This window comes from Actinoplanes lutulentus (genome assembly GCF_003259845.1).
Taxonomy (GTDB): Bacteria; Actinomycetota; Actinomycetes; order Mycobacteriales; family Micromonosporaceae; genus Actinoplanes; species Actinoplanes lutulentus.
In genome coordinates, this window is sequence record NZ_QLMJ01000029.1 from 64,794 (window position 1) to 80,805 (window position 16,012).

11 protein-coding genes are annotated in these 16,012 nt (G+C 69.6%); 5 read left to right on the forward strand and 6 right to left on the reverse strand.

What is annotated here, in order from left to right; translation table 11 throughout:
• The first annotated feature begins 114 nt into the window (after nt 1-114).
• Together B0I29_RS45480 and B0I29_RS42600 are read left to right on the forward strand one after the other, a co-directional pair.
• The gene (locus B0I29_RS45480; RefSeq protein WP_146617082.1) at nt 115-1,878 is read left to right on the forward strand and encodes a hypothetical protein; all 1,764 of its coding nucleotides are present in this window, start codon (nt 115-117) and stop codon (nt 1,876-1,878) included.
• Nucleotides 1,879-2,512: 634 nt separating this feature from the next.
• Nucleotides 2,513-3,289, forward strand: a complete 777-nt coding sequence (locus tag B0I29_RS42600; RefSeq protein WP_111654873.1) for an NPP1 family protein — start codon at nt 2,513-2,515, stop codon at nt 3,287-3,289.
• Nucleotides 3,290-3,321: 32 nt separating this feature from the next.
• On the opposite strand, the gene B0I29_RS42605 is transcribed toward B0I29_RS42600, so the two are convergent.
• The 5 genes from B0I29_RS42605 to B0I29_RS42625 all read right to left on the reverse strand — a co-directional run bounded on the left by B0I29_RS42605 (nt 3,322) and on the right by B0I29_RS42625 (nt 8,227).
• Entirely contained in the window at nt 3,322-4,878 is a 1,557-nt protein-coding gene (locus B0I29_RS42605; RefSeq protein WP_111654874.1) for a tetratricopeptide repeat-containing diguanylate cyclase, read from the reverse strand.
• An 87-nt stretch (nt 4,879-4,965) separates the two neighbouring features.
• Nucleotides 4,966-5,775: an aldo/keto reductase gene (locus B0I29_RS42610; RefSeq protein WP_111654875.1), complete on the reverse strand. Its 810-nt coding sequence runs from the start codon at nt 5,773-5,775 to the stop codon at nt 4,966-4,968.
• Complete coding sequence (locus B0I29_RS42615) at nt 5,772-6,677, reverse strand: quinone oxidoreductase family protein (protein ID WP_111654876.1); 906 nt, start codon at nt 6,675-6,677, stop codon at nt 5,772-5,774. Before B0I29_RS42615 ends, B0I29_RS42610 begins: the two co-directional genes overlap by 4 nt.
• The gene (locus B0I29_RS42620; RefSeq protein ID WP_111654877.1) at nt 6,674-7,393 is read right to left on the reverse strand and encodes a hypothetical protein; all 720 of its coding nucleotides are present in this window, start codon (nt 7,391-7,393) and stop codon (nt 6,674-6,676) included. Before B0I29_RS42620 ends, B0I29_RS42615 begins: the two co-directional genes overlap by 4 nt.
• Before the next feature lie 33 nt (nt 7,394-7,426).
• Complete coding sequence (locus tag B0I29_RS42625) at nt 7,427-8,227, reverse strand: alpha/beta hydrolase (protein WP_111654878.1); 801 nt, start codon at nt 8,225-8,227, stop codon at nt 7,427-7,429.
• 227 nt (nt 8,228-8,454) lie between these two features.
• On the opposite strand from B0I29_RS42625, the gene B0I29_RS42630 reads away from it, so the two are divergent.
• Entirely contained in the window at nt 8,455-9,285 is an 831-nt protein-coding gene (locus tag B0I29_RS42630; RefSeq protein ID WP_111654879.1) for an alpha/beta fold hydrolase, read from the forward strand.
• 48 nt (nt 9,286-9,333) lie between these two features.
• On the opposite strand, the gene B0I29_RS42635 is transcribed toward B0I29_RS42630, so the two are convergent.
• Entirely contained in the window at nt 9,334-12,063 is a 2,730-nt protein-coding gene (locus B0I29_RS42635; RefSeq protein ID WP_111654880.1) for an ATP-binding protein, read from the reverse strand.
• 107 nt (nt 12,064-12,170) lie between these two features.
• Between B0I29_RS42635 and B0I29_RS42640 the strand changes: the two genes are divergently transcribed.
• A complete protein-coding gene (locus B0I29_RS42640; protein ID WP_181558262.1) occupies nt 12,171-13,115 on the forward strand; it encodes an AraC-like ligand-binding domain-containing protein in 945 nt (314 codons plus the stop codon).
• 142 nt (nt 13,116-13,257) lie between these two features.
• Entirely contained in the window at nt 13,258-16,011 is a 2,754-nt protein-coding gene (locus tag B0I29_RS42645) for a LuxR family transcriptional regulator (RefSeq protein WP_111654882.1), read from the forward strand.
• Nucleotide 16,012 lies beyond the last annotated feature (1 nt).

Genomic DNA, 16,012 nt, shown 5'->3' on the forward strand with positions numbered 1-16,012 from the left:
TGCCATGAGCCAGCCACCGGGGCGCCCTGGTTTCGGCACATGTGTCCGCTAGACAGCAGGGAACCGCGCTTGGCAGAGTGTGAGGGCCGCGTCGCCCTTTGCGATCTTGATGGAGTGGACTTGGAGAAGAAACGGTTCTCGATAGTAACCGCGATCCTGGTCCTGCTGGCATTTTCTCTGGCCATATTCGCAGGATCAACAGGCCTCTTCCGTCATTTCTTCACGTCAAATGGTGTGGTTTACGAAGGGCTCGCCAAAGGCGCCTGCGCCGTGTTTGCACTGGCAATCGGAGCCATTGTCTTTCGTCGCCTCCAAAAAAATCTCGAAGGCAACCCGAGAAGCGGACCACCTGCAGTAATGCAGCCAAGTGTCGCCCTTCTGCAGGAGTTTCAGGAGCAGGTTTCCAAACATCTAGAGGAAAGATTCAACAAGGAAGCCGTAGTCACATTCGTAGCAATGATAACTTCGCCGGCCAGGCACCGAGTGAGGGTTGTCGAGTCCATCACTCTGGAAGAGAGAGTTGCGAAACAGGAAGTCACTGTCGAACTCCGCCTCCCTGTGGTTACCGACGAAAAGGGTGGCCCAAGATACGTCCCCCTGTTTTCACCACCCAAGGGGCAACTTGTAGATAATTTGAAAATTACAGACGCGGGCAGCAAGCCGCTCCCCGATCTATCATTCGAGGAATCTACCCAGCTAGTAGCCGCGGGTCTCAGATTGCTATTGATCCAGGCCATGAATAAGCCATCACGATCGACATCCTCCAGCACGCCTCCAAAACTCAGCGACAAATTGCGGGCACTAGAGCTCGTCCTTCTTGAACAATTAACACGCCGGGGGACGGTCAATCCTACCGAGGTTCAAAAGATCACCAATGACGCGCTGACCGCTTGCCGAAGTCTGCTCAACGACGACCAAGAGTTGCGCAGATACGTCGAGGCCCTCAGCCTCGCCTACCCAATCGTGGCAGTAGTGCCACGTGCCAGCGAATCCAGCGACCGCGTCATGTTGCGTTACGAGCGAACTCTGATACCTGCCGCCCTGAACAAACGAGAACTCGGACTGCTCCGCGTAATTTTAGGACTTCGGCCTAATAAGATCGTCGCGCCAGCCGACCTTGCTCTCACCGCCGGAAGTTTCCACATGTACGTTGTCGGCCCTCCGACGATGTACGTCCTGGAACAGAAGTTCCGGTGCCGCCATTGCGAAGAAAGAGTTTCGCGACAGTGGGAGGTTCGAGAGCCAACAGATGAAAATCCTTGTTGGCACAAGATGGGAACCGCCTCCACTGTCGCCCAATCCAACGAAGATCGGCAATACCGGGTGTCGGCGAGACGAGGCCAGAGCTTCGTTCATCTCTACACGCGAGGATTTGGCAATCTCACGAAAAGTCAGTTTCGTGATCTTGAGTTCGCTGCGGAACTCAAGGAGACGCCGCCCGGATCACGGGCTTCAGCAGTTGTGACCGCGATCGTCGCCACATTCCTCATCGCGATCATGGGGCGACTCGTGTCCAGCGGATCACCATCGATGGGAAGTTTGCCAGGCTTGGTCCTGGCACTGCCGGCCGCCGCAGCAACATGGTTCGGATTCTCGGTGGACAGCAAGTCTCTCGTCGGGTCATCGATGCTTTCACGGATCTCTCAGATCGTCACAGCGGTGATCTCCGCTCTGGCAATCGCTGTCTACTTCACGTCACATCACGGACACCTCTGGGGGAACGTCAGCATCGTTGGCATCACCGAGCCAGTATGGGCATATCTATTCCTTGCGTCAGCCTTCAACTTGGCCTACACCGCGTACCGATTCGCCCTAAAAGTCCGGATCTACCATGGGCTCCTCCGCAAGGAGGATGGACTAGGACTCAAGGCGAGATAGCATCGAAGTTTCCCTGGAGGAGTTATGGCACGTCGTGAGAACACACATGCCCTAGAGCTAGAAGACGCGTATTGGCAGCTACCTAGCGCCGAGTACGTACCTCATGCCACTCCCCCCGAGCGGCTCCTGGAGGACAGCGACCATTTGGATGCCTCATGGTCGGCAACCGTGGCAAGCCTGCGGGAAGAAGCCGCCGAGGACAAGGCAACCCGGCTTCGCATCGCTAAGGAAGTTGAGATTCTGAAGCGGCGCAGCATCGGTGATTTACCTAGATCAATTTCACCAGCCGCCTCCGCGCATCGCCTGGAACTCATCGATCGGATCATGAAGGCATTAACCGCCTCACCTGTCTTCAGCAGCCTACGACGGCTGAGTTCGCACAGGTAAACGCAACTTTCGCCCCCGCGTCACCCCAAGCTAGCGCCACGATCCGGGATATCCCCGGGGCTGCCGCCTTTCCAGGAGCCAAGCATTCGGCGTGCTTGCCGCGGCCGGTACGGTCGGCATGCAGCCCGACCCGATGTCCCCTAGGACTCAACATCGTCGATTCCGGAACTGGAATCTATTGACCCGCCTCTATCGTGCTGGCGAAGATCACTGCGAGCCGCCACCCCGATGGAAGGTTTGACGACGTATGCGTCGTAACCGCACCCTGGCCCGGATCGCCACCACATCCGGCCTCGCCGCCCTCGTCCTCGCGATCTCGGCCACCCCGGCCTTCGCCGACCCGCCCGGCAGCCTCCCGCAGAACGCCGGAGGGTACGAGCAGTCCTTCTCCCCCGCCTTCGACTACGACACCGACGGCTGTTACGCCACCTCGGCCATCGGCCCCGACGGCACGATCGCCGGCGGCCTGAAGACCACCGGCGCGGTCAACGGCAGCTGCCGCGACCAGGTCGACCTGGACAACTCACAGACCTACGCCCGCTCGAAGTGCAACAACGGCTGGTGCGCGATCGTCTACGCCAGCTACTTCGAGAAGGACCAGGCCGTGGCCGGCAGCGGGCTGGGCGGCCACCGCCACGACTGGGAACACGTCATCTCCTGGGTCAACCAGTCGACGAACCAGGTGGACTACGTCAGCACGACCCAGCACAGCTCGCAGAAGACCTACACCCGCTCGCAGGTGCGCTTCGACGGCAGCCACCCCAAGGTCGTCTATCACAAGGACGGCGCGTCGACGCACTTCTTCAGGCTGGCCAACAGCAACGACGAGCCGCCGGAGAACCACTACCACAACTGGCGCTATCCCCCGCTCGTCGACTGGAACGGCTACCCCAGCGTGGAACTGCGCGACAAGCTGATGGCCGCGAATTTCGGCTCGGCGACCATCAAAATCAAGGACGGCTCCTTCGAGTACCTCCTCAACGCCGCCAAACCTTCCACGATCCCCTTCAATCCGTACGCGTAAAGGCCGCGCCTGCCCGGCGTGTGCACGCTGGGCTAGGCGGCGGCCAGCTGGTTACGGCCTGCTCGTTTGGCGGTGTAGAGGCGGGCGTCGGCGCGGTCGTACAGTTCACGGCCCGGTTCGCCCGCCCGGCACGCCGCCAGGCCCATGCTCAGCGTCACCGTCAGGCCCGGCACGATCGTGCTCCAGTCGCGGGCCTCGATGACCCGGCGGATGCGCTCAGCGATCTGCCGGGCATCGTCCTCGCCGACCGACAGGAAGACGGCGAACTCGTCCCCGCCGAAGCGGATCGCCACCTCGTCGTGCCGGCAGTGCGACCGCAGCACCGCGGCGATCTCGCCGAGCACCCGGTCACCGACGCCGTGCGAGAACCGGTCGTTGATGTCCTTGAAGTGGTCCACGTCGATGAGCAGCAGCGAGCCACCGGCCGCGGCCGCGTTGATCCGGCGGTCGAACATCCGCCGGTTGCCCAGCCCGGTCAGCGCGTCCGAGGTGGCGGCCAGGTCGGCGCTGCTCCGCGCCGCCTCCAGCTCTACCCGGCGGTACGCCTGCCGCAGCATCGTGCGCCGGTCCAGTCGGAGCTGCCACAGCGCCTCGACATGGCCCCGCAACGACTCCAGCACCGTCCGGGTGGCGTCACCCGGGAACTCGAGCGTCGCGGTGACCGCCAGCTCGTACTGGTAGTGGAGGCGCTGGGACCGCAGCACCGACAGTTGCAACGCGGCCTGGAACTCCCGGCGCGCGGCCCGCCACTCCCCGACGGCCCGCAGGGCCAGCCCGTACGCCAGATGCAACAGCCGGGCCTCGTGGTGCTGGCCGGCCGCACGCATCCTGGGCAGCAGCTCACCCACCACGGCGAACGTTTCCGCGGTGCGGCCGGCCTTGGCGTGGCAGACCGCCAGCACCGCGGCACCGAGCGGGGTGTCGACGCCCTGATCGGTCCAGAACCGCAGCACCGCGACGCTCTTGTCGAGAAGGCTCGTCGCCTCCTCGGTGCGGCCCACCTGCTCCAGCCGCAGAGCCCACTCCAGCCACAACTCGGTGTGCGTGAACTCGGCAGCGGACCGGTACAGGTCGTCCGGCGACTCGAACGCCTCCACGCACCGGCGCATGGCATCGTCGGCGAGCTCGAACAGCTCGGCGCCGCGGGCGGCCTTACCCAGCGACGACATCGCCGAGAAGTACCGCAGACCCTTACGCGGCGCCACGTCCAGCAGCGCCATCGCCCGGGCGACGTAGTGCAGGCCGTCGTCGATGCGCCCGAGGTGGATCAGGATCTCGGCGGTGTCCGCCATGATCTTGGCGTCGGTCGCCTTGGGCCCGCCCAGCATGTCCTGATCGGCGATCAGGTCCTCGGCGATACGCAGCGCCTCGTCCAGGCGGCCGAGGGCACTCAGCGCGTACATTCGGCCCAGCCGGCAGACCCGATGGGTGCGGTGGTCACCGAGCATCAGCGTGATCGCCTCCGCCTCGTCCGCGGCGACCAGCGTCTCCGTGTGGTGTCCACGGATGGTCAGGTCGTGCACGTGCAGCGCCAGACCGGCATAGGGACCATAGGGCGACACCAGCACCGGCAGGCTGTTCATCGGCATTCCGGGTTTCCCATGGCCCTATGGTCGGCCGCTCCCCGGCGAACATGAGGTGTCCACGGCCCCGCCGAACCCCGGCGGCCACCGACGTCAGAACGACTCGTAGACGTCCGGGTCCGCACCCCACAGCCGGCCCGAACCGAGCGAGGACAACGCTGTCATCTCGGCGGCGGAGAGCGTGAACCCGAAGACGTCGAGGTTCTGCCGCTGCCGGCCGGGATTGCCGGAACGCGGGACCGGCACGGCACCGAGCTGGATGTTCCAGCGCAGCGCGACCTGAGCGGTGGTCACTCCATGGGTACGCGCGACGCCGGCGATCGTCCGGCTGCGGCCCAGATCCCGGCCCTCGGCGAGTGGGCTCCAGCTCTGCGTGACGATGCCCCGGGCGGTGTCGTCGGCACGCTGTGCGGCCTGCGGAAAGTACGGGTGCAGCTCGATCTGGTTGACCGCCGGCACCACACCCGTCTCGGTGGACAGCCGGGTCAGCTGCTCCGGGGTGAAGTTGCTGACCCCGATCGACCGGACCCGGCCCTGATCCCGTAACCGGATCATGGCCCGCCAGGAGTCGACGTACCGGTTGAGTCGCGGCAGCGGCCAGTGGATCAGGTAGAGGTCGACGTAGTCGAGGCCGAGATTGCGCAGCGACACCTCGAGACCCTCGATCGTCGTGTCGAAGCCGTGGTACCGGCCGGGCAACTTGGTGGTCACCTGGATGTCGGCGCGGTCGATTCCCGAGCTCCGCACGGCCGCGCCGACCTCGGCCTCATTGCCGTACTTCAGAGCGCTGTCGAGCAGCCGGTAGCCGGCTTCCAGGCCGCTCAGCACTTCGGCCGTGCTCAACGCGTACGTGCCCAGGCCGATCGACGCCATGGTGTTGCCGTCGTTGAGGGTGACCGTCATGCGGCCCCCGCCGGGATCAGCGCCAGCTTGCCGCCGGCATGGCCGGAGGCGAGCAGCCGCAACGCCGGCACCGCCTCGCCGAGCGGGAAGACGCGGCCGATCGGCACCGTCAACCGGCCCCGGCGAGCCAGATCGATCAGGTGGGGGCGAACCCGATCACGGAACTCCACGCTCGCCCGGGTGCCACCCACGGCATGGAACCCTTCCGCGTACGCGCGGTCGTGCGCGGCCGTGGTGACGATCCGGTCGCGGTCTGGTACCAGCAGCAGGGAGACGTCGACGGCCTCACGGGTGCCGACGCAGTCCAACGCAGCCGTCAGCCCCGGACCGGCGAGCCGGCGGACCCGCTCGGCCAGCCCCGGACCGTACGTGATCGGGGTGCCACCGAACTCCCGGACGGTCGCGAAACTCGCCGCCGAGGCGGTACCGATCGCGGTGGCCCCAAGCTCACGAAGCTGCTGCAGCACGCTGACCCCGACCGCACCGGCCGCGCCGTGCACCAGCACGGTGTCCCCGGCCGCGATCCGGGCGAGGTGCAGCATCTCAGCCGCCGCGGTGCCCGCCAGCAGCAAATTCGCGGCCTGCGGGAAGCTCAGCTCGGCGGGCTTGGCGAAGACGTCACGGTCCGCGACGGTGAGCGCGGACGCGTACCCGCCCTCGACCCGGAAAGCCAGCACCTCCTCACCGACGGAGTGCCGCGCTCCCGGACCGGCCGCGCTGATCACGCCGGCCACCTCGAAGCCGGGCAGGCCGGCCAGATTCTTGTAGTCGATCGGGTTCATCCCGCACGCCCGGACGGCGATGGTGACCTCGCCGGCCCCGGGCGCGGGCACCCGGGCCGCGACGAGCCGCATCGAGTCGATCCCGCCGTGCGATTCCGCGATCCACCTCACGTCACTCATGCGAACGACACATCCAGGACGTCGACGGCGACCAGCAGCGGCTCAGGTACCGCGTCGTGCCGGTCGTCGTACGCGTAGATGCGGCGCCGCGTCGGCACCATGATGCCGCCGACGTCCCGGAACTCGGTGGCGTAGTTGGCGCCGGTGGCCCCGCCGAGCAGGTCGACGGTGTAGTCGTGCCGGCGCAGCAGCCCGTCCGGGCCGAACCAGGAGGTCTGCTCACGGGTGTGGCTGTGGATGTGGCCGGGGAAGGTGACCCGCAGCCCGCGCCACTGCTCGCCGTTCTCGTACCGCGGTGCCACCTCCTCGGTCGTGAAGCCCGGGTTCGTGTAGAGAAACGGCGTGGTGAAGTAGGTCCACAGTGCGGTGGTGGCGAAGAACGCCGCGTGCAGGTCGTCCCAGGGTGTCGACAGTGTCTGGCCGGCGTACGAGGTCTCCGGGTCCGGGCGAGTCTCGATGATGTCGCCGGCCTCGGTCAGCAGGGTGAGCGTGTCGCCGCGGAAGACCGTGCGGCGACCGGGCCCGCCGACCGGTTCGAGGGTGACCTCCTCGCGGTGGGTCGCCGCCCGCAGGCGTACGGATGTGAAGAAGTCCGGTTTGCTCTTCACCTGCCAGATCGCGCCGGTGATGGACAGATCCGCGGTCACGGTCGTGAGGTCGTTCCAGCGGTCGAGCCCGCCGTGGGCCCGCACCGCCTCGTCCAGCAGGCCGGTCATGATGTCCTCTCGGCGGTGGTGACGGACGGCATGTCAGAAACCCTTCTCCTGGAGCCACCGCAGCGCGGCGGTGGCGACGTCGCGCCAGCCGTGGTCGAGCACCAGCGAGTGCCCGCGGCCCTCGAACTGCTTCAGCTCGGTGACCGCCCCCTGTTGCGGGTACTGCCGGAAGCTCGACCGGGTGCTCGCGTCCGGCACGGTGTGATCGTCGGTGCCGGAGATCATCAGCAGCGGGCCGCGGCCGGCGTTCTCCGTGTCGACCTTCGCCTCGGAGTGCGGGACGAAGTTCGCGGCGGAGACCTGGAACAGCGGCCGGGCCGGTGCGGGGATGGCCCACGTGTCGTACAGCCGGTCGGACTCCTCCTCGGTCAGCGTGTTGCCGATCGCGAACCGGAACTCCGCCCGGCTCAGCGACACCGACCTGTGCAGGTTCGCCGGGTTCTTCAGGGCCGGCAGCGCGGACCGCACCTGAGCGAGCGGCAGCACCAGGACACCCTTGATCTGGGCCGGGTCGATGGCTACCGCGGCCGCGCCGATCCCCTGGCCGAGCAGTTTCTCGGCGACCAGGCCGCCGAACGAGTGGCCGATCAGGATCGGGTTCACCGGCAGCGACTCGATGATCTTCGCGTAGTGGGCGACGGCGTCGTCGATGCCGGTGCCGGCGACCGCGTCCGGGTCGGCCCGGGCCGACTCGACGGTGTCCGGCTCGTTCGGCCAGCCCGGCGCGATCGGGTCGTATCCGGCCTCGGCGAAGAACTCGAGCCACGGGCTCCAGGCGCTGGCGTGCAGCCACAGGCCATGGATGAAGACGACGGGCGTGCGTACCGGTTGCATGAAATGTCTGTCCTGTCTGACGGGGTGCGGTTCGTGTCTGGTCCCACCCCACCAGCGGCCGCCGGGCGCCGGATCCCCTGAACACGTGATCGTCGCTTATCGCCTTCGCACGATCGCTCCGGCACCGATCACGTGTTTCGAGGATCCGGGCCGCGCTCGTAGCTGATGTCCTGCGATGACAGCGTCCGGGCAGGCAAGCCCGGACGCGAGCTTCCCGAGAGGACACCATGAGATTCACTACCGGACGACACCGCAAGGCGATCCGCCTCGCGGCCGCCGGGGTCGCCGTGGCCGGCGTCGCGGCGCTGCTGCCCACGGTGACGGCCTCCGCCTCGGCGGCCGGCGGGCCCAAGCCCACCGTCGTGCTCGTGCACGGCGCCTGGGCCGACGGCTCCAGCTGGAACGGCGTCACCGAACGGCTTCAGGACGACGGTTACACCGTCGACGTCCCGCCGAACCCGCTGCGCGGGGTGTCCAGCGACTCCGCCTACCTGGCCGATTACCTGGCGAAGGTGACGGGCCCGATCGTGCTGGTCGGCCACTCGTACGGTGGTTTCCTGATCAGCAACGCGGCGCTCGGCAACACCAACGTCAAGGCACTGGTGTATGTGGACGCGTACCTGCCCGCGAAGGGTGACTCGCTGGGCAGCCTCAGCGCGTACGCCCCTGGCAGCCAGGTCGGCGAGGCCGCCTTCAACATCGTCGGCCCGCGGGACGGCACCGGCGCGTACACCGACACGTACATCAAGCCGGAGCTCTTCCCCGGCATCTTCGCCAACGACCAGCCGAAGAAGAAGGCCGCGCTGCTCGCGGCCGGTCAGCGGCCGCTGAACGTCGCCGCGCTCGGCGAGCCGTCCGGTGAGCCCGCCTGGAAGACGATTCCGAGCTGGGACATCGTCGGGACGCTCGACAACGTCATCCCGCCGGCCACCCAGCGCTTCATGGCCGAACGGGCCGGCTCGCACGTCACCACCATCAAGGCCGCGCACCTGTCGATGGTGTCGCAGCCGGCGAAGGTCGAGCGCGTCATCGTCGACGCGGCTCGCAAGACCTCCTGAGCGACCCGGGCCGGGGCAACGGCGCCCCGGCCCGGGTACGCCGCTCGTTCACGACTGACCGCGGCCGGCCAGGGCGGCGTGCAGGCCGGTCCGGTTGGTGATGCCGAGCTTGGGATAGAGCCGGTACAGGTGGGCGCCGACCGTCCGATGTGACAGGAAGAGCCGCTCGCCGATCTGCCGATTGGTCAGTCCCTCGGCCGCGAGCCGGGCGATCTCGAGCTCCTGTGCGGTGAGCGTCTCGGCATCCGTCCGCGGCTGCCCCTCCCCGGCGGCGCGCAGTTCCCGGCGGGCCCGCTCGATCCAGGGCACGGCGCCCAGCCGTTCGAACGTCTCCAGCGCCTCGTTGAGCTGGGCACGGGCCGGGCCGTTACGGCGGGCCCGGCGCAGCCGCTCGCCGTAGAGCAGACGCAGCCGGGCCAGATCCAGCGGCCACTGCCCGGCACCCGGCGTGGCGCAGGCTTCCTCGAACGCGGCCAGGGCGCTCTCGCCGCGGTCAGCGACGGCGGCGGCACCGGCCCGCAGCAGCATCAGACGCGGCGAGACGGCGAACAGATCGGTCCGGTGCATGGCCGCGACATGGTCGGCGGCCTCACGGTGCCGGCCGGTACGCACGGCCGCCTCCACCAGATCGAACGACACCCACAGGGCATGCGGGACGTAGGCGGCGAAGGTGCCGGCCGGGCCGAGCGCGACAGCCTGCCGGTACGCGTCCTCGTAGTCCTCCCGCGCGATGGCGGCGAGCACCCGTGGATGCTGCGCCCACTGTGCCGCTCCGGGCGCCGACCGCGCCTCGGTCAGCCGGATGTGCTCGTCGGCTCGTTCCCGGGCGACCCGCTGGTCGCCGCGCACGGCAGCGAGAAGTGCTTGGATGTACAGCGCATACCAGGCGTTGAAGCCGTACCCGTTGGCCCGGCAGCGAGCGAGCCCTTCCGCCGCCAGATCCGCGCATTCGTCCCAGCGTCCGCCGAAGAAGTCGTCGATGCACAGGTACATGAGGCCGCCGACGCTACTGCGCACGGCCCCGCCGGAGCGTCCGTCGTGGACCAGCCGCCAGGCGCTGTCCCGCGTCGCCCCGAGCAGATCCAGGTAGGCGGCGGTGGTGTTGATCCGGGTGATCCGGCTGGGCTCATGAACGGCGTCGACGTCCTTGATCAGCTCCACGAAGCGGGCCCGCATCGCGGCGCTCGTCCGGGCCGGGTCCGGGAAGATGCGACTCTGCAGGAGAAGCAGCTCGGGTACGGCCGGAGTGAGCCGGTCCAGTGCCGCGTAGAACGGCGGCCACAGCTCGGCGCGCCCCAGCCAGTAACAGATCAGCAGCAGCGAGCTCAGCGCGTCGATCAAGCCCTCGTCGTCCGCGGCGTACCCATGCGTTCCGGCCTCGATCGCGCCGACCAGCAGCCGGTACGCGGTATTCAGGTCGCCCTCACCGTTGATCAGGATGAAGGTCGCCGCCATCGCCGCGTGCATCGACCCGCCCCAGGCCGGGTCGAGCCGCCTCGCCTGGTCCAGCAGTTCCGAGGCGTTCAGCATCTCCCCGGTCGTGTTCGCGCCCACGTACGCGGCCACGGCCAGCCGGCGGCTCTGGTCCTGCCGGGCCGGGCTCAGCGCGGCGGCCCGGGTCAGCGCCGTCACCGCACCGGTGGCGTCGCCGCGGTGCAGGGTGCGGTGCGCGGCGTGCTCCAGCAGCGCGGCCACCTGCTCGTCGGCTCCGGTGGCCGCCTCGGCCAGGTGCCAGACCCGGCGGTCCGGCTGATCGAGCAGCCGGGCGGCGAGGTCCTGGTGAGCCTGCCGGCGATCCTCGTCGCCGGCCAGGTCGACCACCGAGGACCGGATGAGCGGGTGCCGGAAACTCAGCCGGGACGTCGCCGGCTCCCGGGTGATCAGCTGCGCGGCCTCTGCCGGGGCGAGGTCGTCGCGCTCGTCGGCGAGCAGACGCAGATCGCCGGTGCCGTCGAGCACCGCCCGCAGCAGCACGGCCCGGGTCGCCGCGGGAAGACCGTCGATCCGCTCGGCGAACAGCGCCTGCAGCCGGCCGGTGAGCGGCAGCACCGCCGGCAGGATGCTGGCCGACTGACGCTGCCGGTCGGTGAGCGTGGCGGGCAACTGCATCAGCGCCAGCGGGTTGCCCTGCGACTCAAGCAGCAGCCTCCGGCGTACGCCGGGGACCAGCGTCGGGAATCGGGTGGCGAGCAGCTCGGAGGCCGCTTCCTCGCCCAGCGGGTGCAGCTCGATCTCCGGCAGACCGGCGGGTTCGAAGAAGCCGTCGGTCGCCGATCGGGAGGCGCCGAGCAGGCCGATGCCGGTACCGCCGAGGCGACGGGCCACCGAACTGAGCAGGACGGCGCTGGCGCGGTCGAGCCAGGGCAGATCGTCGACGACCAGCAGGACCGGGCGCTCGGCCGCGGCCCGGCCGAGCAGGGTGAGTACGGCGTTGAGCAGTGCCAGTCGAGGCGGAGGCGGCCCGGAACCGATGCCCAGGGCGACGGTCAGCGCATCGTGGTAATGGGGCTGAAGGTCACCGAGATCGTCGAGCAGCGGGGTGAGCAGCTGGTGCAGGCTCGAATAGCTGACATCGGCCTCGAACTGCACCCCGCCGGCCCGCAGCACCAGTTCTCCCGCAGTCCGGGCGCTGTGCGCGGCGGCGTCCAGCAGCACGGTCTTGCCGACGCCGGCCGCGCCCGAGATCAGGTAGGTGCCGCCGTCGCGCGCGGCCCCGGCCAGGAACGCGCGGATGTCCTCGATCTCGTGGTCACGGCCGATCAGGCCGGTCATGGTCATGGCCTGGCTCCACGTCCGCGATCGCAGTCGGATGACTCATGCACCGCCGGAGCCCGCACTTCAGACTTGGCCTCGAACACGACGGAAGGATGCCAGGTCACCCCACGATGATGCACATTCTCGACACCGACGGCATTCCTGTCGCCGACCGGCGGGACGCGGTGCGGCAGACCATCGCCGACACGGTGGTGCCCGTGAACATCGATTTCCCCACCGCCCGTCCCGCATCGGTGCGCGGGGAGATAACCGGTCTCGGCGACCTGACCGTGTGTTCCATCCGATCGAACGCCGTCACGGTCGAGCGTACCGCCGCCCTCGCCCGCGACGAGCTGCCGCCCCGGATCTTCCTGGGCGTGCAGCTCGCCGGTTCCAGCCTGATCGTGCAGGGTGATCGCGAGGCGGTCCTGCGGCCCGGCGACCTCGCCTTCTCGGAATCGACCAGTGCCTACACCCTCGTCGACGGCCAGGGCATCCAGCAGCACTTCTTCTCGGTCCCGGTCGCCGCGCTCGGCCTGCCGCCGGACATGATCCGGCGGCTCTCAGCGACCGTGCTCTGCCCCGGCCTGCCGCTGAGCGACCTGGCGGGCACCTATCTGCGACGGCTGGGCGACCGGCCGGAACTCACCGGTCATCCCGGCGCGTACACGGCCGGCCCGCCGACCATCGACCTCATCCGATCGCTGCTGACCACCCATCGCGGCGCGGATACGGCCCGGGCACCCTCGCAGGCCTCGCTGCCGCTGCGCATCCTCGAGTACGTGCGCCGGCACCTCGGCGATCCGGATCTGGACGCCGCCCGGGTCGCCGCTGCGCACCACATCTCGGTACGGCACCTCTACAACGTCCTGGCCGGCGAGGGCATCCTGCTGGGCGACTGGATCCGTACGCAGCGGCTGGAGCACTGCCGCACCGCGCTGAGCTGCCCGGGTCCGGCGCCGATCGGCGCGCTCGCCCGCCGGTGGGGCTTCCGCAGTGCGTCGTCGTTCGGCCGGTCGTTCCGGTCGGCGTACGGAACATCGCCGCGGGAATGGCGGGACCGGGCGGCTGGGTAGCCCCCGCGGATTGCACGGCCGGTGCACGGGGCTGTGCGATGTCTGCACACCCCGGCGTTCATCAATCGACGGGGCTCCACGCCGCCCTACCGTGAACCGGTGACGCCGCTGCCCGGCGCTCCACGAGAAGGAAGGCAGGACCATGGCACGCCTGGTGCTCCGAGGACGCTCAGCGGAGATGACGCACGCGCTCGGCACGCTGCGCCGCGCCGTGCGGACACGACACAGCGCCGTGCTCTCGGTGGCCGGCCCGGCCGGCATCGGCAAGACAGCTTTCGTCACGTCGGTAGCCGACGAGGCCCGGTCGCTGGGTTTCCGGGCCGGGCTCAGCCAGGCCGGCCCGGAGACCCGGGCGATCCCCGGCGGGGCGCTGCTGGTCGCGCTGCGATCCGGGCCGCAGCCGCTGCTCGACAGTGGCGACTTCACCGAGCTGGCCGCGCTCTACGAACGCCCGATCTGGCTGATCGACCGCATCGGTGACGTACTCGCCACCAGCGCCAGGAGCGCACCGCTGCTGGTGACCATCGACGACGTCGACCTCACCGACGACCTCACCCGGCTGGCCCTGAAGCTCCTGCCCGCCCGGCTCAGCGCCCTGCCGATCGTCTGGATGCTGACCAGCCGCACCCTGTCGACCGGAGTCCTCGACGAGACCGTCGCGGCGGCGGAGACAGCCGCAGTGGCTCGGATCAGCCTGGGCCCGCTGTCCGGCGCCGACATCGACGACCTCGCCCGCGACCGGCTCGGCGAGCCGCCCACTCCCGACGTCGGGGCGGCCCTCGGCGCGGCTGGTGGCAGCCCGTTCTGGGCCGATCAGATCGTTCGCGGCCTGACGGCGAACGGGTCGCGGCCGCCCGAGACCGCCGACGCGGAACACATCGGCGTACTGGTCACCACCAGGCGCCGGCTCACCGCGCTGACCGCCGGCGCCACCGAGCTGGTACGGCTCGCCGCGGCGTGGGGGCAGCCGCTGACCATCGCTGACGCGACCGCGTTACTGGGCGGCCCGCGCGGCTGGATCGCGGAGTCCGTGCAGGAAGCCACCGCCGGCGGCGTTCTGGTTCGCAACGGTGACGCCGTGTCGTTCCCGCACACCTGGGTACGCGACGCCGTGTACGCCGAGGTCACGCCCGCCGACCGCCGGTACCGGCACCGGCGGTGCGCGGATCTGCTGCTGGACCGCCCCGGTGAGGAGGAGCAGGCCGTCCGTCACCTCCGCCTCGCCGAGACCGACGACGCCGGACTGACCCGCCGGCTGTTGCGGACCGCCACCGAACGGATCGGCGCGTCACCGGCCGGCGCGGCCGCCCTCGCACGGCACGTCTGGCACCTCGTCGCGGAGCTGTCCGGTCCCGCCGCTCTCGGTCCGGCCCGAGCCGCGACGGAGATTCTCGGTGCGACCGAGCGGCACGCGGACGTGGTCGTCATCGTCGACGCGGTGCTTGCCGCCGACCTGACCGGCCCGGAGGCCGCGCTGTGGTGGCGCCTCGCCGCCCTGCACGCCCTGGTCGCCGCCGGCCGATGGGACGCGGCCGCACGCCGCATCGATGTCCTGCTGGACGACGAGCGCATCACCGGCGCGCCCCGGTCACGTCTGGAAGCCCTGCGCGCCGCCGCAGCGGCCGGCGACGGGCCGAGATCGGCCCTGCCGGCGATCGCCGACCGGGCCGACCAGGTGCTCGCCGACCCCGCGGCCGAGGTGCCGGCCCGGCGGCTCGCAGCGACGACCCGCGCCACCGCGGCCCGGCGGCTCTCCCGGTTCGGCGACGCCTGGCGGGCCGTGGCCGGCGTCGCGGTGGCGCCGACGCCGGCTTCGACCGCGGAACGAGTCAGGGCCCTGCAGGACATCGACCGTCTCGACCAGGCCGCACCGCTGCTGGAGGCGGTCGGTGCGGGTGCGACAGCAGACGGCGACTTCCGGCATCTGGAGCCGTCGGTGCTGCTGGCCGCGGCACGCCAGGAGCTCGACATCGGACACCTCGCCGCCGCCGAGACCCGCGCCCGGGTGCTCGCCGCCCAGGCGCGGGAGACCCTGGTGCCGGCGCACCGGATCGGCGCTGACGTGGTGCTCGCCGAGGTGGCGTTACGCCGCGGCGACCCGTTCGACTTCGCCACCGCCGACCTGCCGGAGTCGCCGGTGGTCGAGTGGTCGATGGGCTTGCGGATCATGCACGCGACCGCCGCGCTGCGCGGCGACGACGTCGACGGCGCGCTCCGGCTGATCATGCCGGCGGTCAGCGCCTACCAGGCCGGTTACTGCTCGTCGCAGTGGTCGGCGGCGTTCTCCCGCCCGCTGCTCGCCGTCGCCCTGCGCGCCGGGAACCGGCAGCTGGCCGCGGCGATCCAGCAGAACGCCGAGCTGGCCGCCCTGCACAACGACCGGGTGGCGAGCTGGGTGGGTGTGGCGAGGCAGGCGGCCGCCGTTCTGGCCGGCGACCCGGACGCACTGGGCGCGGCGGTCGACGTCCTGCGGACCGGTCCGCGTCCTCTGCTGCTGGCCGACGCCCTCACCGACCAGGCGGAGCTGCTGGTGACCGTGGAACGGCAGAGCGACGCCGTCCCGCTGCTGGAGGAGGCAGCGGGTCTTTACGCGCGGGCCGGCGCCGCGTTCGAGGTCAAACGGACCTCGGTGACGCTGACCCGCCTCGGCGTGCGGCGCCGCCGGGACACCCCGGCATCCGGGCGGGCGGTCACCGGCTGGCCGGCGCTGACCGACACCGAGCAGCTGGTCGCCGGACTGATCAGCGCCGGGCACACCAACCGGTCCGCGGCCACCGAGCTCGGCATCTCACCGAACACCATCAACACCCATCTGCGGTCGGTGTTCGGCAAGCTGGGCGTCCGGTCGCGCGTACAGCTGGCGAACGTCGTCCGGGAGGTCAGCTCGCCGGCCTGAG